Genomic DNA, 22394 nt, shown 5'->3' with positions numbered 1-22394 from the left:
TTTACCCCTGCATGCTGTTGGCAGTGTAGCGGAACTTTAAAAAGTTTTGCGCACTACTCAAGACCAAAAAGGCATCTTTTAGGTTACGCCTTTCAAAATCAGACATGTTTTCAGGCTCAATATTGTTATCTGGCTCGTGCTCTGACTCAATGTCTAATGCTTGATGGCGAATGCGAACTAAAGAGATGAATTCCATCGCATGTTGCAGGTCTTTACCCTTTGATGGAGGTAATATCCCCGCCTCTATGATGTCTTCTAATCGATCAAATGAGTTTTGCGATTGAGAGCCGATAGCAAGGGCGTGCACACGGATGAGGTCGGCTAACGGTGCAGTACCTCGTCTTTTCAGATTAATGGAGTTGTTATGGCGACCATCTTTTTCCATCACAAAGTCTTTAAAAAAGCCAAGTGGTGGTGTGCGGTTTAATGCATTTCTAGCAAGACAGGCCAAGAAGCGGTTGTTCTTTTTCGCCTTTCTAAGGATAAACGCGTTCAACTGTTCAGCCCATTTGGGTCTGCCATACACACCGTAGAGATCGAAAAAGATGGAGCAATTAAGTAGCGCTTGCGGGTTTGGATTATCAATCCAATCTGCAAAACACTCTTCCCATTGAGATTGTGTTTTTCGATACTCAGGATTCGTTGCCATGATGTCACCAGAGCAATAGGTGTAACCGCACGCGGCTAAACCATCACAAACGTAGGTGGCAAGCTGTTTAAAGTACTCCCCATGTAGTGACTCTTGGTACTGATTATCGAGAATGATCGCATTGTCTTGGTCGGTAACGATAAGCTGTTCATCACGGGCCATCGATCCTAATGCTAAGAAGCAGTAAGGTACAGGTGGTGGCCCAAATTTCTCTTCAGCCAACTCAAGTAGACGCTGTTTAAAACTCCTGCCAATTTCCGACATAGCTCGACCGACCATGTGTGAGTTAGCATCTTCGTTTATCATGCGGACAAAACAGTCTTTGAGTTGATTCGACAGCATAATCAAATCTTCAATGCTGTTTTGCTGGAAAATACTGCTGACAAACAACAAGCTGTTTTGAGATTCATAACGAATGATGTCGCTGACTTCAATTAAGCCAATCGGTTGTTTGTTTTTTAGAATGGGCAGGTGATGAACGTTATAACGCAGCATTAACAACATCGCTTCAAAAATATAGGCGTTGTGATCCAAAGAGATGAGTTCTGTAGACATCACCTCGACCACTTGGGTATCGACATCTAACCCTTTTGCGATAACTTTGGCGCACAGATCGCGCTCGGTAATAATGCCAACAAAGCTGTTACCACCTTCATCGGCAAGGTTTGGATCATTGATGATTGCTGCAGAGACATTCTCTTCAGACATTATTTTGGCAACGTTCTGAATTGTGGTGGTGGTAGGTAGCATCACTGGTGCGCCACTGAGCAAGGTCTTTACTTTTGAGGTGGTCAGTGAATTGGCATCATCACTATTGTCTTCAACTGCTTGCTGTAATCGAATACTGCCTTCTACTTCAACAAAGTCGGCAAAAGTGTCATAGCGTTCGCAAAAATCTTCAAAAATGTTTGCTGGAATGCAGTATAAAAGAGTGTCTTTAATTGATTTGGCTGGGAAGCGAACTTTATTATTGGTTAACAGCCCCATCTGCCCAAATAAGCCACCTTGGTCAAGGCGGTTATAAAGCTCACCAGTACGGCGATATATCTCGACCACACCACTGCGGATCATAAAGAGATCGTGTATTTTATCCGCAAATTCAATGATTGTACTGTCAGCTCGGTAGTATGAGATCTCGACACTTTTTGAAACTTCGATTAACGCTTCTTCAGGCAACTGATCAAAAGGGGGATATTTGCGGATGAAATTTCGAATTTCAAGTAGCTCGACTTCCATGGTTCGCTCGATATTGATGATGATTTGAATATATGATCAACAGTATATGGTATCTAAGGGATATATGCAGCCAGCCAGTTTCTCAGACTCTTACTCTTATTATTAATAATCATACGTTTTCATCGAAACTGGTCGGCATAGCTTGCTATCAATCCTACTGCACTGTTCCGATTTGACTGGACACTAAGTTAATCGGCATATCGTAACGAAATAGGAAGAATAGGTATAATTAGAAGCTGCCTAAGAGAAAATAGTAGACCAAATATGCTAACTCATCTGTGTCGATAAATGGGTTAGGGGACCTATTTTAAATGGGGAAAGTTATTCAGTTTGTTTAATGCACACTTTAAGTCGGGTGCGGGGGGAGCCTCCTCTTAATTGATGCACTGCCGCAACAGTAATCAGCTAATTCAAATGACTCATTCGTATAAAGAACACCACTCACGGGATATCTGGTGTATCACTCATAAGCTCAGGACAAACCTGAAACGAAAAAGGCTGTCCATTCGGACAGCCTTTTTTCTAAATATGGCGGTGAGGGAGGGATTCGAACCCTCGGATGGTTTAACCCATCACACACTTTCCAGGCGTGCTCCTTAAGCCACTCAGACACCTCACCAAATTGTTAGTCATGTTTAATGTGTTTGACTCCACATTTAGTCAGACATTGTCTGCTAACGGGGTCGTACTTTACGCAAAACCCATAACGCGGTCAAGCGATAAAACATGGGATTTAGGCGTTTGCATAATAGATAAACAAATCATTAGATATGAAGCGTTTTTTTGCTCGGTCATCACCTGTGAACTCTTCATTTGATGGTGTCTTTCCGATGATAACTCTCTGTTTTAATCTCATCAATTAAAGCAGCGGACTAAAAAGGTAGAAAAATTGTTCGATGACTCGTTTGTAGACGGGACGCTTTTTCCAGGCCTTAATATCGACCAAGTGGGCATCATCTATGTAAGACTGTTGGAGAAGATTCAATTGATCCGTGAAGCTTAGATCATCCACAGCCAGTGTCACCTCGAAGTTTAACCATAGGCTACGCATATCCAGGTTGACCGTACCTATAAGGCAATGGCTTTCATCGATGACGACGGACTTGGTATGTAGCAGACCACCATTAAATCTATGAATCTTCACCCCGGCACAGAGCAGTTCAGCGAAAAATGACCGACTGGCCCACTCAACCATAACAGAGTCATTCTTATCTGGAATGATGATGTTAACGCAGATGCTACGATGGGCCGCAGCGATGAGGGCAACCAACAGGTTCTCACTGGGGACAAAGTAGGGGGTAGTGATCACAATTTTATGTTCGGCTTGATATATGCTTTGCAGCAGAACCTCATGGATGATCTCTTCCGGCATCCCCGGACCCGATGGGATCACCTGTACCATATCGACTTTCTCTGATTCGGTATGGGGTTTACAAACGGGAAGTTCGGGCAGTTGACGTTGATTCGTTTCCACTTCCCAATCCCATGATTGAATGGCATTGAGCAGAGGGACCGTAGTGCCCTTTATTCTGACCATGACATCTATCCATTGCCCGACACCTGAACTGGTCTTAAAACAGCTTGGATCGACCAGATTCATTGAACCTGTATAGGCAATGACATTATCGATAACGACTATCTTTCTGTGCATTCTCAGATCCATGCGTCTAAACAGAACTCTGATGGGGCTGACCTTTAACGCCCTTGCAATGTGGATCCCCTCGGCTTCGAGTATGGCTGGCCACTGGCTTCGAAAAAATTGATTGCTACCGGCTGAATCTAATAATAATTTCACGGATACATTACGCTTAGCGGCATTAATCAGTGCTAATGCCACATCATCGGCCATGCCACCGGGATGCCAGATATAAAACTCAAGATGAATTGTCGACTTTGCCCTATCAATATCTTTGATGAGAGAACTCAGGATCTGCTCGGGAGTCGATTGTAATTCGAGCGCATTGTCGGCCAATGAGGGGATCCCCAATTGGTTCTCACACAGGGCGCTGATTGATTGAGCGTGTGAACTCAAGATATTTGGCCGATACTGACGGATTTGATAGAGATGGGCGAACCAATCGGCGTAGGGCTGATACATATCTTTCGCGCGCTGGGCACGGGTTCTGCCGATATTTTGTTCACCAAAAAGCAGGTAGGCAAAAATGCCAACGATAGGGATGACGTAAATCACCATCATCCACGCAAAGGAGACTCCGATAGAGCGACGCTTGATAATAATTCTTGCAGTAATGCCCGCTATGATGACCCAGTAGAGCAGGATGCCTGCCAGGGTTAGCAGTTGATAAAAATGTGCCATTGAGTAATGCGCCACTATTTAAGAAATTAAGAAACTAAAATAAAAACCTAAAATGAAAAAGTAAAAACAGAAAACTAAACATGCGTTTCAGTGTGCATTTAAATCCTGACAAATGACAGGCATTTCATACCATAACCAAGCGGTTACCTTATGTATGAAGTAAATTTAATCTTATTCATTCCTTTATCACTCGTGAGTTATTGGTTTTTTCTTTCTACAGGACTTATTATGGTTAGTAAGTGATCTATATTTTTGATGTTATTGAATGAAATTTTTCTCAAAAAATAGGTGGTTACTGGCTGTAGTTTGTTTTATTGCTATTAGTTTCGTCCTGACTTTCAGTGGGATTAACCACGCTAACGGTACTCCAAAGGTGATGATTAATTTGGTCGAACCAATTTTTCAAACTCAGTGTGCACACCCTTCGCCCTCCGGTCACCTCGATCTGGACGGTAGGCTTAATGTGTCGGTGTGGAATATCTACAAGCAAAAAAGGAAAAACTGGAAACCAGTGCTTAAGCGACTCACTCATTCCAGCCAACTCGTTTTACTGCAAGAAGCCGGGCTCACCACAGAGATGGTTGATTTCATCAACTCTCACTCCTTAAATGTGGCGATGGCGAAAGCGTTCAAACTTTTTGGTACTTCGCTTGGGGTAATGAATTTATCAGTCTCGGAAGCCAGCAGTGCCTGCGCGTTTCATGCCACAGAGCCCTTGATCAGGTTCGCCAAATCGGCGCTTGTTACTCATTATCCTCTCTCCAATGGTGAGACACTTCTGGTCGTCAATCTACATGGTATCAATTTTGACTGGAAACTGACTCGATATACCGAGCAGTTTGAAGCCTTGAGTCTGGAACTCGGAGGGCATCACGGTCCGATAATTCTTGCCGGTGATTTTAATACCTGGCGAAAGGACAGACTAAAGCTGATCTCTGAGTTTGCTAAGCGATTTGGATTAAGTGAAGCTGAGTATCATCTGGATGAACGTCAACGTTTCTTTGGATTGGCCTTAGATCATCTCTTCTATCGGGGGCTCGATTTTCATCATGCAGAATCTAAAGTGACCGACGCTTCGGACCACAACCCCATCATCGCGCACTTCACACTAAAATCGTGACAGGTGAGTCAGCCAGCTTGCTGAATTAATATTAGTTTGATCGTTTGAATATCAGCTTTTGTTTACCGTTTCAATGGTGAAAGCCGACTATCATGCTTTGTAACTATTGCGACGTCGCACAGCTTATGTAGAAGGGTGTTATCATATACGCATAGGAAAACTCGCTCTTCGATAGGTTAATTTTATGTCTCAATCTCCCCATGCATTATTACAGGCTCACTTCGGGTTTTCAGATTTCAGGAGTGGCCAATATGATGTGATTAACCATGTCCTGCAAGGGCATAGCGCCGCGGCAATATTTCCTACAGGCTCAGGTAAGTCATTGTGTTATCAATTGCCGGCAATAGCGCTCCCTCATCTCACCTTAGTGGTTTCACCCTTGTTAGCCTTGATTCAGGACCAGTTGTCCTTCTTACTGTCGAAGGGGATTAACGCTGCCAGTATCGACTCCAGTCAGAGTCGGGAGCAAACTCTGGACGTTATGCGAGGGGTGAGGCAGGGGGAGATAAAGATATTGATGATCTCTGTTGAGAGACTCAACAATGAGCGTTTCAGACAGTTTATCAGCGAAGTGGCTATATCGATGTTAGTGGTCGATGAGGCTCACTGTATCTCCGAGTGGGGACACAATTTTCGGCCCGATTACCTTAAGCTTCCACGGTACCGTAAAGAGTTGAACATCCCTCAAACTCTACTGCTGACTGCCACCGCGACACCAAAGGTGATAGAGGATATGGGCAGTAAATTCGGCATCGACTCTGCTAACGTAACGCTGACCGGTTTTTATCGGCCCAACCTTCACTTAAATGTTAAGGGGGTCACTAGCCGGGATAAAGTTGATGAATTGGCGCTATGGCTTAGCACCAGAGTCCATCAATCCGGCATCATCTACGTCACCCTTCAGCAAACTGCTGAATTTGTAGCAGAGCAGCTTACGCAGCGCAACATTCCTGCCAAAGCTTACCATGCCGGCATGACATCCGAGGTTAGGCAAGCTATCCAGCATGACTTTATGTCCGGAAAGCAAGAGATCATCGTCGCGACCATCGCCTTCGGGATGGGGATAGATAAGAGCAATATCCGATTTGTGGCGCATTATGATCTGCCTAAATCCATTGAAAACTACGCTCAGGAGATTGGGCGAGCGGGACGAGATGGACAGAACTCCGATTGCTTAGTGCTCGCCAACGCCGATAACCTGAGTACCCTGGAGAACTTTGTTTATGGTGACACGCCAGAGCCCTGCGCCATCAGCGTTGTTCTCGATGAGATCCTCAAAGCGGCAGAGCTGAGCCCTGGACAAGCTCAGTGGGAGGTCGTTCTTAACAGTTTGTCTAATCAGTCCAATATTCGGCCCTTGTCCTTAAAAACACTTTTGGTTTATCTCGAACTTCTGAACATTATCAAGCCCACTTACAGTTATTTTGCCGAGTACAAGTTCAAATATCTTATCCCTGAGGCAGAGATCATCGAGGTGTTTAAAGAGGAGAGGAGGGACTTTATCCGAGCCATATTTACCAGTGCCGATAGGGCTAAGATATGGTCCAGTGTGAATTTCGATAAACTTAACACCACTTATACCAGTGATCGTCAACGGGTGTTGAAAGCAATCAACTACCTGGACGAGAAGGGAATGATTGAACTACAAAGTAAGCAAGTGACTCAGGTATATCAGATTCTCGATACTCAGTTTGACCGGGAACAGCTACAAATATCCCTGTTTGAACGCTTCAATGGTAAAGAGACCAGTGAAGTAAAGCGTATTAACCAGCTGATTGGCTTATTTACCTCGGATCGCTGTTTGAGTCGTCAACTGGCACATTATTTTGCCGACGACCAGATGACTCAAAATTGTGGGACTTGTTCGGTTTGCCGGGGCGAGCAGGCGGTGTTACCTCCCATCCCAAATCTAAAGCCTCTCAATGATATGGATTTCAATCAGCTCACAGCAGCAGCTGTGTCTAAGTTAGGTAAGGCATCGAGCCCCGTCTTGGTGTCGCGCTTTCTGTGTGGGTTAACAACGCCAATCTTCACTAAGTTGAAGTTACGCGCCTGCAGAGGGTTTGCCACTCTAGAGAAGTATCGCTTCAGTGAGGTGAAACTCTGGGTTCAATCACATCTGAGTGATTAGGCAATTTACTGTCAAGCTTTAGTAGGCTGATGACTCGTTTAGCCGAATACTATCAGTGTGGAAAACCCAAGTTGTAACACTATATTTCAGCTTCGACATCGAAGCTGAAATATTTTTTTATACATGCTTTACTAAGTTCGAAAAAATATAACCAATAATAAATTAGAATCGGGATAAAAACATGAAAAAAGCAACACTGTCATTAGCGGTAGCTTTGTCGTTAACAGCGCTCGCTGGTTGTCAATCTCAAGAGGGTGCTGAACAGGTGTCGCCAGCTCCGTTGGCCTCAAGCCAACAGTTAAGCTTTGCCCAATTTTCAACACAGTTTATCGACGCTCTATGGAAGCAAGCACCGACATGGGCACTCTATAGTGGTTATCACAAATATGACGGCGTGCTTAAAGTACCGAATGCCGCTAGCCGTGTTGAGGCAATAACGTTTAACACGCAACAATTGTTGATGTTACAGGCTTTCGACATCGATTCATTGTCGGCTAACGAGCTTATTGATTATCGTCTGATTGAGAACTTGCTTAAACGTGATACCTGGGAGATCACTGAGTTCAAATCCTGGCAGTGGGACCCTTCGTCTTATAACGTTGCCGGTGGCTTTGCGCAGCTGATCAATGAAGATTTCGCCCCACTCGATGATAGGTTACGTTCAGTATTGGCTCGAATGGAGAATGTCCCCGACTATTACCTTGCCGCTCAAGAGAATATAAGTAACCCGACACTCGAGCACACACAACTGGCTCAGATGCAGAATAAAGGTGCATTTTCTGTTTTTTCAGCAGAATTGCTCGCCCAAGCCGAAAGCTCGGGGCTGACTTCTGATGAAAAGGCACTATTTAAAACTCGGTTCGATGCGGCGACTCAGTCAATCAATGAACATATCGATTGGCTCTCGGCTTTAGTCACTAAATTGGAAAAAGAGGGCGCACGAAGCTTTAGAATCGGCGAAAAGTTATATGAAGAGAAATTTTCATTCGATATTCAAGCTGGAATGAGTGCAAAAGGTCTGTATGAAAAAGCCTTGGCAGATAAAAGCCGAGTTCAGGGTGAGATGGCAAAGATCACCGCTAAGCTATGGGATACCTATTTCGACACCCCTAAACCGTTAGATGATAATAAAGCGACCCGTCAGCTGATCGATAAACTCTCCTCTAAGCACGTAAAACGTGAGGCGTTTGTCGATGAAGTTCGTGCTCAGATCCCGGCCTTGATAAAATTTGTCAATGACAAACAACTCGTGACCTTAGATCCTAAAAAACCCTTAGTCGTACGTGAAACACCGGAATATATGCGTGGTTTTGCCGGCGCCTCTATCAGTGCACCCGGGCCTTATGAAAAATCCAGCAATACCTATTACAACGTAACACCACTCGATGCCATGAGTGATGAATCGGCTGAAAGCTATCTTCGTGAATATAATCATTGGATCTTGCAGGTGCTGAATATTCATGAGGCGATACCGGGCCACTACACTCAACTCGTGTACTCAAATGAATCTCCGAGTATGGTGAAGAGCCTGTTTGGTAATGGCGCTATGGTAGAGGGCTGGGCGGTTTATACTGAACGTATGATGCTCGAAGAGGGCTATGGTGATTTTGAGCCTGAGATGTGGCTCATGTATTACAAATGGAACCTGCGTGTCATAGCCAACACACTACTGGATTACAGCATTCAGGTGAATGGCATGACAGAGGATGAAGCCATCCGCTTAATGACCGAAGAGGCGTTCCAACAAACCGCCGAAGCCGAGGGCAAGTGGAGAAGGGCGACCTTGAGTCAAGTTCAGTTGACCAGTTACTATTCCGGCTATCGTGAGATTTATGACTTCCGTGAAGAGCTAAAAGGGAAGCAGGGTGAGCAGTTTGACCTTAAAACCTTCCATGAAAAGTTTTTAAGTTATGGTAGCGCCCCGGTAAAATATGTTCGCCAGCTGATGCTTAATCAATAAAATCAGAAGAGTTTATTTTTGAATCTATACAAGGCCGGAATATTCTGGCCTTTGTTTTATCACGCTATCACTAATTTCAATCTCTTGCTTCTTAGCTCTTCACTCTGACAACAAACTTACTTGCTCACATCACAGATTTGAAAAAACAACTGGAAATTCATCAATGCATATAGTAGTGTAAACGATAACGGTTCGTATTTGCAGTAGTGGTAAATGAGTAAAGTATTAGTGGTAGATGATGACCTGATATTCAGGGAGTTACTCAAAGAAGCGTTAGAGTGCGAAGGCCATGAAGTTGTCAGTGCTGAAAACGGTATGGAAGCCTTGTCCATTCTCGAGCGTGAACTCCCGGACATTATCCTGCTAGATATCATGATGCCAAAGTTAGATGGATTTGGATTATTGGCCGCTAGAAAAGATCAGGTCCCTGTGATTGTCATCTCTGCCATCGACAATGAAGATGAAAGAATTAAAGGTTATGAGCTTGGGGCTGATGACTTTTTAACGAAGCCGTTTAGCATAAAGGAGCTTTTAGTGCGCATGACTGCATTACAACGACGAGTCGAGTTAACCCGGGCCGAGAACAGCAGTGAATTAGCCTCCACAAGCTGTGATATTCAATTTGATGATATGCAGTACTGTGTGTCAATTGCCTCGCGGGAGGTCGTGTTAACTCAAACTGAATTTAAGTTATTTAAATACCTGTTCGAGAGAAAGGGAGAGGTGATCACCAAACAGGAATTACAGCGTAGTGTGCTTCAAAAGGACTTAGGTCGATTCGATCGAAATCTCGATATGCACATCAGTAATACCCGTCGAAAGCTGGCCGATACTCAGTTACCCAAAACCTTGATCAATACAGTTAGAGGACAAGGTTATAGTTTTGCTTCTTAAAATCTTTTATACGTAATAAAGCCGCCATTAGTGTGGCTTTTTTGCTTTTCGGGCTGCTCAATACCCAAGCCGAGAAGCAACACGTTTCTGCATTCTTTATCATAAGAATAAATATTGAATTAGAATAACTAGTACTGCTATTTCATGAAGACCACCACGGATGGTGGGAATGTCGTTAATGCAGGAGCAATTAACTACCTTGAACTCTGTCACTTCTCGACATGCTGAATCCTGTATTTCGAAGTTGTTTGGGTATATACACATTTTTCGTTTATCCTATCCGCAATCTGACAAGTATCCTATGACTTGTCTTCTCAGTACGAACAAAGGAATCGTTATGCGGATCAGTGCCAATTTTGATGGTGGTAATATTGAAGTCCTTAATCAAGACAATATTAATGACGTACAACTGGCTATTCGTCCCGATGTAGGTAATGAATTTTATCAGTGGTTTAACTTTCGTTTAGAGGGTGAAGTCGGTAACCAGTATACCCTTAATATTATGAATGCTGGCTCAGCCTCATATACAAAAGGCTGGGAAAATTATCAAGCCGTTGCCACATACGATAGACAGACGTGGTTCCGTTTACCGACGAAATATGAAGATGGGAAATTGACCATTTTAGTCGATTTGGATTGTGATTCTATTCAAATTTCTTACTTTGCCCCATACAGTTATGAACGTCACCAAGATCTGCTTGCCGCGATTCAGGTACATCCTCTGGTAAGCCTTGAACATTTAGGCCTCACTCTGGACGGTCGCGATCTATCCCTTGTCAAAGTCGGCGATGGTGACGAGTCTAAAGCCAACATCTGGATCACAGCGCGTCAGCATCCCGGTGAGACAATGGCCGAATGGTTAGTGGAAGGACTCATCAATAATTTACTTGATGGCGACAGCCCTAACGCCAAGGCGCTTCTCGATAAGGCCAATTTTTATATTGTGCCTAACATGAATCCCGATGGCGGGGTACGCGGTCACCTTCGTACCAATGCGGCGGGTGTTAACCTCAATCGTGAATGGCTGAGCCCGTCATTGGAGAAAAGTCCGGAAGTTTTCCATGTTACCAACAAGATGAAAGAGACGGGTGTGGATCTCTTTTATGATGTCCATGGCGACGAAGGTTTACCTTTTGTGTTTCTGGCTGGCTGCGAAGGCGTACCGTCATTTGATGCAAGAATGGAAGCATTGCAGAAAAAATTCGTGGATGCGTTACTTCTCACCAGCGCCGACTTCCAATCTGAGTTTGGTTACGACAAAGATGAGCCGGGTAAGGCCAACCTAACGGTCGCATCTAACTGGGTTGCAGAAACCTTTAGTTGCCTCTCTAATACGCTTGAGATGCCATTTAAAGATAATGACAATATGCCCGACCCTATGGCAGGTTGGTCTCCTGAGCGTTCGATCTATTTAGGCGAAGCGTCCTTAACGGCCATGCTTGCCGTTGTCGATGAGCTGAGATGATCGAATGGGCTTCAGAGCTAAGCGCTCTGAAGCCCATATTATAAAATAGTTAATCTGTTCTTTGAGGTAATGATGGCGTTAATTGAATGCCCAAGTTGTAAGAAGCGGATCTCCAATAAAGCGAAGGAATGTAACTCGTGCGGTGCAAACCTCTCAGGTAACACTGAGTCATTGTCGTTGATAAGCAATATTAAACGCTCTAATCAGTTGATGAATCAAAGTCTGTTATGCATGTCTCTGTTTATTGCCGGTGTTGTAGTCTGGTTTTGGGACGGAGAGCCGGCTCAAGGAGTCAGATCTTACATTGCCGGTGGTCTTTTCGTATTGGGCTTTGTTGGATATTTAATTACCAGGGTAAGAATCGTCCTGCATAAACGGAAAAAAGTATGACTGATATTAATAAAATGATCGATGAGATGCCTCAAGAAGTGTATGAGCGTCTTATGAGCGGTGTCGAGTTGGGTAAGTGGGAAGATGGTACCGTGCTGACACAAGAGCAACGTGACTCAACCATGCAGCTGGTAATGCTTTATCAGGCAAGAAGATTGGATCAGACTGACCATTTTACGATTAATAGTGAAGGTAAAATGAACGAGCTGACAAAAGCTCAGTTAAAGAAGCAGTTTAAAGGTGAGCCGATCGCAGACTTTAAGCAAGAAGATTTTTAAGCTGTAAAGTATTAAGAAGTAAAGTTCTGAGCTTTTAAGCACTGAGAAGTAAAGCACTCCAAAGCCCTATAGGTTAATACTTGCCTGTGGGGCTTTCTTTTTTATGCAATATATGAGTTGAGGGTTGGGAGCCAATTCCAAAGTGTGACCAGTGTTAGGTTTGTAATAAATTGTATCGCGGCGTGTTGTGCCGGCGTTGTATAAATGTTTTGAATGGATACAATCGTTTTTTTATTTTTATATACACTTATGTATAGGGATTTACCAATGAGTAGTATGTCTATTCGCCGCAAATTTGCGCTTACTTCATTTCTCTGTTTATTTACCTCTTTGAGTATTCTTATGGCCTCGTTTCTATACTATTCGAGCCAGACCCAAGCATTGATTAAGGAGCAAACATCGGCGAGTTTACGCAGCTCTACCGAATCATTTGTCGCAGCCCTGGCAAATGAGCAATCTGAAATTATAAGCGCTGTTATCGAGCATCATTTGGTTACGGCGGATACCATGGCTCACTCCATAATGAGTATGCGTAGTGATGCCATCAGGCGTGGTAGCGAATCGAGGCTTCTACGTATGGAGCTCAATGATTACACAAAAAAGATGCTTGAACATAATGGTGAGGTCCTCGGCATCTATATTGTAATGAGTCCTGACACTCTAGGTGCCGACTCTGCGTTTATTGAAAATGTCACGGTCGCATCAAACGGTGCCGGACGATTCGCCCCATATTGGGCAAGAGTCGATGGGCAGATAGAGCTGGAGGTGATGCTTGAAGAGGATATTACCAACACTCAGTTAGATAAGCTTGGTTTACCCGATAATGAATGGGTGACATGTGCAATAGAGAGAGCTAGCCCCTGTCTGCTGGATCCCTATCTGGATAAAGTCGGCGGTAAGCCGGTGTTAATGACCTCTATTACCGTGCCACTCATAGCCGATGGTAAGACTCTGGGGATGTTAGGCTTGGATGTGTCTCTATCCTCTTTACAGCCAATTATCGAGACGGCCGATAAGCGCCTGCTAAATGGATCGGGAGAGGTCGTTTTATCGAGTCAAAGAGGAGTTGTGGCTGCCTATAGTTCAGACCGCAAGAGTCTGGGGGAAAAAATCAGTTCTCTAGAGTTAAATAAAAAGGCTAAGCTCGGTGATTGGCACGAAGAGCAAAAGAGTTCGATACAATGGAGCTCTAATGGTGAGGACTTAGTGACGTTGCGGCCAATTACCTTCGATGGGCTAATTGATAAGTGGGGATTGATTTTAACTGTACCTGTATCGGCAGTGTTAGCCGATTCTTTGGCGTTAGAGGAGAGGGTAGTCGACTATAATCGCGGCTCCTTATACAAAATTTTGCTATCAGCCATTATCATCACTGTTATTTCCCTCTTCATCGTGTGGCGCTTTTCTTTTTATCTGATTAAACCCCTAAATAATGTCACCGAGAGACTACAGAGTATCGCTTCCGGTGAATGGGATCTTACCCAAAGGATAAAGATAGACAGTTATGATGAAATTGGAACCCTAACCCATTGGTTTAATCAATTTCTTGAAAAACTGCAGACCACGGTTAAAGCCATTGATCACTCAATAAAGAATGGTCAGTCTACTTCCAGCCATGCATCCGATATCGCCGGTCGAACGAGCCTCAGCAGCCAGCAACAGTTTTCTGAGGTCGATCAAGTGGCCGCCGCAATTGAACAGATGTCTACCACTGCGGGCATTGTATCGGAAAAAACGTTGCTTTCAGCTAATGCGGCTAACGACGCCAGTCTGGCTGCAGAGAAAGGCAGGAGTGTTGCTAACCAGACTTCACTTGCCGTTGAGTCATTGGTGGAAGAGGTCTCCGCTGCCATGCCTTTGATCGAAAAGTTAAATACTGATAGCGCTAATATTGAGAAAATACTATCGGTTATTCAGGGGATTGCGGAGCAGACAAACTTGCTGGCACTCAATGCTGCAATCGAAGCGGCGAGAGCCGGTGAACAGGGAAGAGGGTTTGCCGTTGTTGCTAATGAGGTGCGCGACCTTGCCGAGCGAACAAAGAACTCTATTGGTCAGATAAGTCAGGTCACCGACCTTTTTCAATCGAGTAGTCAGGATATCTTAAAAACTATCACCGCAGGTAATGATAAGGCTATCAATGCTGTCAGTCAGGTTAAAGAGATGGCTAAGCAATTGGCTGATATCGAAATGCATATTCGAAATATTACAGAAAATGAAGCCGAAATAGCTAAAGCGACTGCAGAGCAGAGCAGCGTCGCTACCGAAATAAGTTACAACATAGCGAATATCAAAGAGGCAAGCCAACATATCAGCCGTGAAGCAGAGTCATCGGCAACACTGAGCGATGAGTTAAAACAGCTTGCAACGGGGCAGCAACAGATTGTCAGTCAGTTTAAGGTGTAGATAAATTCAGTGTTGCGCAACCTAAGGTTGCGCAACACTGCGATAATGGTTCTATAGTTTTAGCTAGTGTGCCGGACTTAGTTGATGACCAACCTTAATCTTCGCTGAGTTCACCGACTAAATTTTGCTGCATTGCTTCTCTGATCTCTTGCGTCGACATCGATTTAGAGAGTAAGTAATGAAGTTTTGTTAATGCCGCTTCTGTCGTCATATCTGAACCGCTGATCACACCCGCCGCTTCTAATGCATTGCCTGTCGCGTAGCCTGACATGTTGACCTTACCCTGCAGACATTGTGTCAGGTTGACCAGTATAATGCCGCGCTTATGTGCATCTGACAGCACCTTCAACAATGCCGGATTTTGAGGCGCATTTCCCACACCATAGGTGAGTAATATCAAGGCTTTTACCGGTTGCTGAAGGATATTCTCAATAATATCTGTGGTGATACCGGGGTATAGGGTGACAACACCAATCGGTTGCGGGCTGATGGTGGCAACTTCGAGTTGTTTATTCTCATCTCCGCCAACTTTGCCCGCCTTTAAACGAATCTTTATGCCAGCCTCTAACAGAAGAGGGAAGTTCGGTGAGGCAAAGGCCCCGAACCCGTCGGCATGTGCCTTAGTTGTGCGATTTCCCCTGAACAGTTTGTTGTTGAAAAACAGACAGACTTCGGCAACGGGGTAGTTTGCCGCAATATAGAGGGAATTTAACAGGTTGGTTTGACCGTCAGAGCGCAGTTGTGCCAGCGGGATCTGAGACCCGGTCACGATGACGGGCTTAGACAGTCCTTGCAACATAAATGAGAGCGCAGATGCAGTGAAGGCCATGGTGTCGGTACCATGCAAGATAACGAATCCATCGTAGTTATCGTAATTGTCCTTGATATCATTGGCTATCATCTGCCAATCCGTCGGCGCCATATCTGAAGAATCTATGAGAGGGCTATATTCATGAATGACAAATTCAGGCATTTCGTCATGATAAAATTCAGGCATAGACTTAACACAATTAGTGAGAAATCCGGCGACAGGTGCGAAACCTTGCGCCGTTTTTTGCATGCCTATTGTGCCGCCGGTATAAGCTACATATATGGAACGTTTGGTCATTTTCTACTTCAGATGAACACTAATTGGCTGAAGTATACTTGCTAGAAGAGTTCACCCCAATAAGAAATCTGAGATATCACTAAAATTTTGTATTTGTAGAATAGTTTAGGCATAAAAAAACCGGTAGGAGAGGACCCATACCGGTTTCTGTTTAACTGGCTCTTGCCTAGAAGTTACAGGTATCGCAGTAGAGATACATGCCGTTAGGGTCGTCGAATGAACTGAACTCCTCAATTACACCTGACCACTTTGAAAGCAGTTGTTCGAATACTGTACTGGTTGTCGATTGTGGCAAGTAGGCCGCAGCCGACGCAAACATCTCCTGGATGAAGAGCTCTTGTGGGCTCAGCTCCTGCTCGATGATCTGACTGTCGAATGTTTCAAGGTTTGCCATCTTAGCGGCTTTCGCAACGGCGCTGTCCAGATCGCCAAGCTCATCGACTAAGCCGAGCTCTACGGCTTTCTTACCTGACCACACGCGTCCCTGAGCTATGTTGTCTACATCGTCCAGACTCATACCGCGCTCAGTCGCAACGAGCGAGATAAAATCATGATAGCCACGTTCTATATGACGTTGAATGACAGATTTTATCTCGGGAGTGAGGCCTTTTGTAACCGATATCCCCGCCCAGTCAGAAGTGGCAACACCATCTGTGTGTATACCAATGCTGGATAATGAGTCTTCAAAGGTTGTGACCATGCCGAAGATACCGATTGAGCCGGTAAGCGTGGTCGGCGTTGCATAGATATAATCAGCACTGGCTGAGATCCAATAACCGCCGGAGGCTGCATAGCTCCCCATGCTGACGACAACCGGTTTTCCAGCTGTTTTAAGTGCCAGTACCTCTTGTCTTATCTGCTCCGAAGCAAATGCGCTTCCGCCCGGGCTATCGACTCTTAACACAATAGCTTTAACCTGATCATCGAAACGCGCCTTACGCAGCAGCTTTGATGTGCTCTCGCCACCAATTTGACCGGCAGGTTGATTGCCATTAAGTATGGTCCCCTTCGCGACAATAATACCCACAGTGTCGTCGATTAAGAGGGAAGGGTGAGTGGCAATCAAAGACTGATAATCGAAAAAGTTGACCTGCTTGAAGCTGTTTCCTTCATCGGCTTTACCCACAGTGTCGATCATCTTGAGCCTGAATGCCTCGGCCGATGCCAGTTCATCTACCCAGTTCATGTTAAGCGCCATCTCGGCAGATTTGCCGTTGGCTTTCTCTAATTCTATAAGGTACTGATCGGCACTGAGAACAAGTTTATCGGCTGAAATATTGCGGTTCTGTGCGACCTGAGTCTCATAATTGGCCCAGATATCGTTAAGAAGTTCGGTGTTGGCCTCTTTGGCTGCGGGGGACATATCGTCGCGAATATAGGGTTCCACGGCAGATTTGAAAGTACCGACACGGAAGATATGTGCCTTAATTTTTAATTTATCTAACGCCGACTTATAGTATTGGCGATAACGACTCAAACCTTCCAGTTCGACACTACCTTGTGGATTCAGGTAAATAGTGTCGGCAAAGCTGGCAAGAAAATATTGGTTTTGACCGTACCAATTCGCCTTGGCTATGATCGGTTTTCCCGACTCTTTGAAGCGGGTTAGCGCGTCGCCTATGGATTGGAGTTTACTGATCCCGGTCCATCTCAGGTGACCAATATCCAGTACTATCGATGAGATCCGTGTGTCCAGGGCCGCGTTATCGATGACATTGAGTACATCAGCAAGTAACAGTTCACCACCGGCTTCGTTGCTCTTGCTGTTTTTCATGGCGGCTTCGATGGGATCGACTTGCCTTTTCTGTTCAACGATAGAACCGGATAGGTTCATCACTAACGCCGAGCCTGAATCAAGTTTTACATCGTCTTCAACAGTCATTACAACTATGATTGCCGCGAGGATACCGAAGAAGAAAAGGTTCAGGATCAGCTTACGGATCCCATTTACGGTATTCCAAATCAGTAGGGATATTCTTTTTAAAAATGAGGGCTTAGCGGACATCATCCACTCCTATATTGCTCTAATATGCATATGCTAACTGAAAAAAGCTCGAGAGGGAAAACTGAATTGTAAAGGAATCTGTAAGACTATCCATATTGTCGTGCAATACAGGCATTCACAACATCTGACCTCCAAGGTCTTAAGCGTTCCATACGCTTTAAAGACATGTCCCATCTGACCCACACGGACGTGGGAAATGCCTGAGTGATATCGGGAATATCACAGGCCCTATGGGTCAGGGGAGGAGATGTCATAAGTTTGTAGGGAACATACAAGACCCTGTTGTTCGCAACGAGTGAGGAACATGGTGATACTAGGTTTAAGCTCGTAAACACCGCATTGGATGCACTAAGGATTTGATTTGTCTCTTGATTGTATTATACCCGTTTTACTAAGTATCTGACCATTCAGCGGGAGTTCAATGCTCTGTAGGTGAGTTGGTATTACAGCACTTCAGCTTAAACGAACTGGATAATTTATTGTGCTGCTTATTTATACCTGAGCCACTTAATAAGATATAGTTGAGCTGAGATAATACAAAAGGTATGCTGGTTTAAATCACTTGTTTAAAAAGGATGTTTGAATGTCGTTTCCGCATTTATTAGAACCCTTAGATCTGGGCTTTACTCAGTTAAAAAACCGTGTGCTTATGGGGTCAATGCATACCGGTTTGGAAGAAGAAAAGGGCGGTTTTGAGAAATTGGCAGCTTTTTATAAGGAACGTGCTCTGGGTGGTGTTGGATTAATCGTTACCGGCGGCATTTCCCCCAACCTTCGTGGCCGCTTAGCCCCTAATGCCTGCCAGCTCAGCTTTCCCTGGCAAGTGGGTAAACATAAAGTCGTGACCAATGCGGTTCACGAAGCCGGTGGTAAAATCTGTATGCAGATATTGCATGCCGGCCGCTACGGTTACCACCCTTTTTCACAAGCGCCGAGTAAGATTAAGTCACCAATCACGCCATTCACTCCTTCATCCATGTCTTCGAGACAAGTAAAGTGCACCATTAAGGATTATGCGACCAGTGCCGCTCTCGCTCAGAAAGCGGGTTATGATGGCATCGAAGTGATGGGAAGCGAAGGTTATCTCATCAATCAATTTATCAGTAGTCGCACTAACATCAGAGACGATGAGTGGGGCGGGACTTTCGACAATCGGGTGCGTTTTCCACTGGAAATCGTTCGTTCTATTCGTAAAAAAGTCGGCGACAACTTCATTATTATCTTCAGACTATCAATGCTCGATCTCGTCGATAATGGCTCCAGCTGGGATGAAGTTGTTGAACTGGCAAAGTGGTTAGAAAAAGCCGGCGTGACCATAATTAACACCGGTATTGGTTGGCATGAGGCGAGAGTACCGACCATCGCGACCAGCGTACCTCGTGGCGGTTTTGCCTGGGTCACCGAGCGACTCCAAAAAGAGGTGTCACTGCCCTTAGTTGCGACGAATCGAATCAACACTCCTGAGATTGCCGAGCATATACTCTCTTCCGGTCAGGCAGATATGGTGTCGATGGCGAGACCTTTCCTGGCAGATGCCGACTTCGTGAATAAGGCGGCTGCTAATACACCTGAGTTGATTAATACCTGTATCGGGTGTAATCAAGCTTGCCTGGATCATACCTTTGCCCTGAAGCGTGCCACTTGCTTAGTTAATCCAAGAGCTTGTTATGAAACTGAACTCAACTTTACACCGACGTCAAACAAGAAACGTATCGCAGTGATGGGGGCGGGGCCTGCAGGGATGGCCTTTTCGATCTATGCCGCATCTCGTGGTCATGAGGTTGTCCTATTTGAGGCAAAACCTGAAGTCGGAGGTCAATTTAACCTCGCTCGTAAGATCCCCGGTAAAGAGGAGTTCAATGAGACTATTCGTTACTTCAAGGAACAGATGAAACTCAATAACGTCGAGTTGCGCCTCAATACACGGCTCGACGCCTCTGTCGTCAGAGATGAGCATTTCGATGAAGTGGTCATGTCATCGGGTGTGGTACCAAGAAAAATCGACCTGCCAGGCTTTAAAGACCCGAGAGTCGTTGACTATCAGCAAGTGTTGAATGGTGAAGTGACGATAGGGGAAAACGTTGCCCTTATCGGTGCAGGCGGTATTGGTTTCGATATGGCACATTATCTGTGTGAGCCGGAATCTACGACACTACAGCCGGATAAATGGTTGAAGCAGTGGGGCATAGATAAGGGTTACAGCCACAGAGGGGGATTGATGGAACCTGAGTCGGCTGAGGTCCCTCGTCAAATCTATCTGCTACAGCGTAAAAGCACTAAGATGGGTAAAGGTTTGGGTAAAACCACCGGATGGATCCATCGTCTGGTATTGAAAAAGCATCATGTTCATATGAAAACCGGTGTGACCTATCAAAAGTTTGATGATCAGGGGTTACATATCTCAGTCGATGGTCAGGATGAAACGCTTGCCGTTGACAATGTCGTGCTCTGTGCGGGTCAAGAGTCAAACAGAACGCTACTCGAGGAGATGAAGGCAACCGGGTTACCCGTACACCTGATTGGTGGTGTCGATGTAGCCGCAGAGCTCGATGCTAAGCGGGCCATCAGACAGGGCGCAGAGCTGGCCATTCGCCTCTAGTGAGTTAGCCGCACTTCTACTTTGAATAAGGGCGCTAACAGCCTGAATGTCTCCTCTTAAATATCGGGAAGGCATTCAGGCTTTTTCATTTGAAAGCGTACTTTGAATAACTACTACACTCTGAATTGCTGGATCATTCCGTCGAGATTGACAGAAAGTTGTCTCAGTTCTCTGCTCGATTGGGAGACGAGATGCGATCCTTCTGATACGCGCTGACTTGCATCGCTGATATTGGTGATATTGCAATTTAGCTCTTCGGTAACGGCGGTTTGTTGTTCTGTGGCACTGGCCACCTGAATGGCAATATCATTGATACTGCCGATAGCATTGCTGATCTCTTCCATGGCCAAGTGAGCCTGATCTGCCGCTACCACGCTGGTCTGCATCTTACTTTGACTCGATTTCATCGATTCAACGGCCTGCTTTGCGCGCTCCTGTAATACTTCTATGGTGTCTTTAATTTCCCGTGCCGATGTTTGTGTGCGTTGTGCCAGTACGCGGACTTCATCTGCCACTACAGCAAAGCCGCGTCCCTGCTCTCCGGCCCGTGCAGCTTCAATGGCGGCATTGAGGGCGAGTAGGTTTGTCTGTTCGGTAATATTGGCTATCACATCCAAAATAACGGCTATCGCGTCGGTGTCTTTCTGTAACTGCTCGATGACGGTGTTGACCTTGTCGATCTCCTTTGCTGACTCATCGATGGCCAGAAGTGTAGAGGTGACCACGCTCTGTCCCTGTGTGGTTGCTTGTACTGCATTATTAGCAAATTCTGCCGTTTGGCTGGTGTTACGTGAGATCTCGACGATCGATGACTGTAACTCGTTCATCGCAGTGGCAACCTGAGTGACTTCATTGCGTTGCTGCTCCATCCCTGTGGCTGAATCACTTGCAACCCTACCCAGATCTTCCACGGCACTTCCCAATTGCACAGAAGAGGTGCCAATTTGGGTGATCATCTGTTGAAGCTTCATTCGGGTAGAGGTAAGCACATCGGCTAAAGCACTGTATTCGGCGCTGTTAAATCTTTCTCGTTCAATGTTAACCGCTAAATTTCCAGACGAGATCTCAGTGAGTACTTCAGTGGTCGCTTGCAGTGGAGCAAGGATGCGGCGTACGAGAATAATGCCTGTAAAGACGATAATCAGGATAAATATGATTGCGATAACGATGAGACAGCTCTTTAAATTATTGATTGCACGGCTACTTGACTGTTTGGCGCCATTGACTATTTCAGCTTGTTGTTGGGTGAGTGTCCGGATCCCGGTTTCTATTCTGTCATAGATTTTCCAGGACGCGGTTGAGGTTAACATCTTAGCCGTCTCTCTTGGTTTAGCGTTGCTATCCATGGTCAGAAACTGATCATGAAGTAACTTAAACTCCGCAATGGGTTGTTCTAATCGTGCGAGTTGTTCCTGTGTCTGGACATTAGCCAGCCTCTTTAACTCTGTGAAGGTCTGATTGAGTGTGACGGCCTCCCGTTCAATATATTGAACTGAGTCTGAACTCATCTTAGTGCCTAATACGCGTCTTAGACTGTATCCGATCTGCTCTCTTCTTAGCCCCGAGCTTGATTGCAGTAACTTAGCGGCTAAATTGCTGGAAATATACTCACGTTCCAACGAATCTATCTGCGAGCGAACATTTTCTATGTTGTAGCCGATCAGGGTCAAACCAATGCAGAATATGATGACCAATGCAGAGAATGTAGCGATCAGGAGACGTTTGATAGAACCGTAATTATTCTTGTCAGTATTCAAGATGTTCAGCCCTTTTGTTGGTGCTTAAGTTGTGAGTAGGCGGTCTTAATGACTAGGGAATATCGCTGGTAACCAAGTC

14 protein-coding genes and 1 tRNA gene are annotated in these 22394 nt (G+C 45.1%); 9 read left to right on the top strand and 6 right to left on the bottom strand.

Annotated elements, in window-relative coordinates; genetic code table 11:
- Nucleotide 1: 1 nt before the first annotated feature.
- The 3 genes from EKG38_RS11750 to cls form a co-directional block, all read right to left on the bottom strand.
- A complete protein-coding gene (locus tag EKG38_RS11750; RefSeq protein WP_126520437.1) occupies nucleotides 2-1885 on the bottom strand; it encodes a DUF294 nucleotidyltransferase-like domain-containing protein in 1884 nt (627 codons plus the stop codon).
- 529 nt (nucleotides 1886-2414) lie between these two features.
- Nucleotides 2415-2504, bottom strand: a tRNA-Ser gene (locus EKG38_RS11745).
- Between the two features lie 240 nt (nucleotides 2505-2744).
- Nucleotides 2745-4202 carry a cardiolipin synthase gene (gene cls, locus EKG38_RS11740; RefSeq protein ID WP_126520436.1) on the bottom strand — a complete coding sequence of 486 codons (1458 nt, stop codon included), beginning with the start codon at nucleotides 4200-4202 and terminating at the stop codon, nucleotides 2745-2747.
- A 265-nt stretch (nucleotides 4203-4467) separates the two neighbouring features.
- Between cls and EKG38_RS11735 the strand changes: the two genes are divergently transcribed.
- From EKG38_RS11735 to EKG38_RS11700, 8 genes are all read left to right on the top strand, one after another.
- Nucleotides 4468-5322, top strand: coding sequence for an endonuclease/exonuclease/phosphatase family protein (locus tag EKG38_RS11735; protein ID WP_126520435.1), 855 nt, complete (start codon nucleotides 4468-4470; stop codon nucleotides 5320-5322).
- 184 nt (nucleotides 5323-5506) lie between these two features.
- Nucleotides 5507-7453, top strand: coding sequence for a RecQ family ATP-dependent DNA helicase (locus EKG38_RS11730; protein WP_126520434.1), 1947 nt, complete (start codon nucleotides 5507-5509; stop codon nucleotides 7451-7453).
- 181 nt (nucleotides 7454-7634) lie between these two features.
- Nucleotides 7635-9413, top strand: coding sequence for a DUF885 domain-containing protein (locus EKG38_RS11725; protein WP_126520433.1), 1779 nt, complete (start codon nucleotides 7635-7637; stop codon nucleotides 9411-9413).
- Between the two features lie 213 nt (nucleotides 9414-9626).
- On the top strand, nucleotides 9627-10307 hold the full coding sequence (locus EKG38_RS11720) for a response regulator transcription factor (protein WP_126520432.1): 681 nt from the start codon (nucleotides 9627-9629) through the stop codon (nucleotides 10305-10307).
- Nucleotides 10308-10644: 337 nt separating this feature from the next.
- Nucleotides 10645-11772, top strand: a complete 1128-nt coding sequence (locus EKG38_RS11715) for a M14 family metallopeptidase (RefSeq protein WP_126520431.1) — start codon at nucleotides 10645-10647, stop codon at nucleotides 11770-11772.
- A gap of 72 nt (nucleotides 11773-11844) precedes the next feature.
- Complete coding sequence (locus EKG38_RS11710) at nucleotides 11845-12162, top strand: zinc ribbon domain-containing protein (protein ID WP_126520569.1); 318 nt, start codon at nucleotides 11845-11847, stop codon at nucleotides 12160-12162.
- The gene (locus EKG38_RS11705; protein ID WP_126520430.1) at nucleotides 12159-12440 is read left to right on the top strand and encodes a YeaC family protein; all 282 of its coding nucleotides are present in this window, start codon (nucleotides 12159-12161) and stop codon (nucleotides 12438-12440) included. Before EKG38_RS11710 ends, EKG38_RS11705 begins: the two co-directional genes overlap by 4 nt.
- Nucleotides 12441-12707: 267 nt before the next feature.
- Complete coding sequence (locus EKG38_RS11700) at nucleotides 12708-14846, top strand: methyl-accepting chemotaxis protein (RefSeq protein WP_185826843.1); 2139 nt, start codon at nucleotides 12708-12710, stop codon at nucleotides 14844-14846.
- Nucleotides 14847-14940: 94 nt separating this feature from the next.
- Here EKG38_RS11700 and ansA read toward each other — a convergent pair whose 3' ends face one another.
- Both ansA and sppA read right to left on the bottom strand, forming a co-directional pair.
- Nucleotides 14941-15954, bottom strand: a complete 1014-nt coding sequence (ansA, locus tag EKG38_RS11695) for an asparaginase (RefSeq protein ID WP_126520428.1) — start codon at nucleotides 15952-15954, stop codon at nucleotides 14941-14943.
- A 166-nt stretch (nucleotides 15955-16120) separates the two neighbouring features.
- Nucleotides 16121-17959: a signal peptide peptidase SppA gene (gene sppA / locus EKG38_RS11690; protein WP_126520427.1), complete on the bottom strand. Its 1839-nt coding sequence runs from the start codon at nucleotides 17957-17959 to the stop codon at nucleotides 16121-16123.
- A gap of 583 nt (nucleotides 17960-18542) precedes the next feature.
- On the opposite strand from sppA, the gene EKG38_RS11685 reads away from it, so the two are divergent.
- Complete coding sequence (locus EKG38_RS11685; RefSeq protein ID WP_126520426.1) at nucleotides 18543-20558, top strand: oxidoreductase; 2016 nt, start codon at nucleotides 18543-18545, stop codon at nucleotides 20556-20558.
- Between the two features lie 113 nt (nucleotides 20559-20671).
- On the opposite strand, the gene EKG38_RS11680 is transcribed toward EKG38_RS11685, so the two are convergent.
- Nucleotides 20672-22315 (bottom strand): methyl-accepting chemotaxis protein, encoded by a 1644-nt coding sequence (locus EKG38_RS11680; protein ID WP_126520425.1) that lies wholly within the window; start codon nucleotides 22313-22315, stop codon nucleotides 20672-20674.
- Nucleotides 22316-22394 lie beyond the last annotated feature (79 nt).

This window comes from Shewanella canadensis (genome assembly GCF_003966225.1).
Classification (GTDB): Bacteria; Pseudomonadota; Gammaproteobacteria; order Enterobacterales; family Shewanellaceae; genus Shewanella; species Shewanella canadensis.
This window is presented reverse-complemented; position numbering and strand designations above follow the sequence as displayed.

Coding starts and splice junctions, on each gene's coding strand:
- EKG38_RS11725 (WP_126520433.1), top strand. CDS start 7,635: ATGAAAAAAGCAACACTGTCATTAGCGGTAGCTTTGTCGTTAACAGCG.
- EKG38_RS11710 (WP_126520569.1), top strand. CDS start 11,845: ATGGCGTTAATTGAATGCCCAAGTTGTAAGAAGCGGATCTCCAATAAA.
- sppA (WP_126520427.1), bottom strand. CDS start 17,959: ATGTCCGCTAAGCCCTCATTTTTAAAAAGAATATCCCTACTGATTTGG.
- EKG38_RS11720 (WP_126520432.1), top strand. CDS start 9,627: ATGAGTAAAGTATTAGTGGTAGATGATGACCTGATATTCAGGGAGTTA.
- EKG38_RS11750 (WP_126520437.1), bottom strand. CDS start 1,885: ATGGAAGTCGAGCTACTTGAAATTCGAAATTTCATCCGCAAATATCCC.
- cls (WP_126520436.1), bottom strand. CDS start 4,202: ATGGCACATTTTTATCAACTGCTAACCCTGGCAGGCATCCTGCTCTAC.
- EKG38_RS11705 (WP_126520430.1), top strand. CDS start 12,159: ATGACTGATATTAATAAAATGATCGATGAGATGCCTCAAGAAGTGTAT.
- EKG38_RS11715 (WP_126520431.1), top strand. CDS start 10,645: ATGCGGATCAGTGCCAATTTTGATGGTGGTAATATTGAAGTCCTTAAT.
- EKG38_RS11730 (WP_126520434.1), top strand. CDS start 5,507: ATGTCTCAATCTCCCCATGCATTATTACAGGCTCACTTCGGGTTTTCA.
- EKG38_RS11700 (WP_185826843.1), top strand. CDS start 12,708: ATGAGTAGTATGTCTATTCGCCGCAAATTTGCGCTTACTTCATTTCTC.
- ansA (WP_126520428.1), bottom strand. CDS start 15,954: ATGACCAAACGTTCCATATATGTAGCTTATACCGGCGGCACAATAGGC.
- EKG38_RS11735 (WP_126520435.1), top strand. CDS start 4,468: ATGAAATTTTTCTCAAAAAATAGGTGGTTACTGGCTGTAGTTTGTTTT.
- EKG38_RS11685 (WP_126520426.1), top strand. CDS start 18,543: ATGTCGTTTCCGCATTTATTAGAACCCTTAGATCTGGGCTTTACTCAG.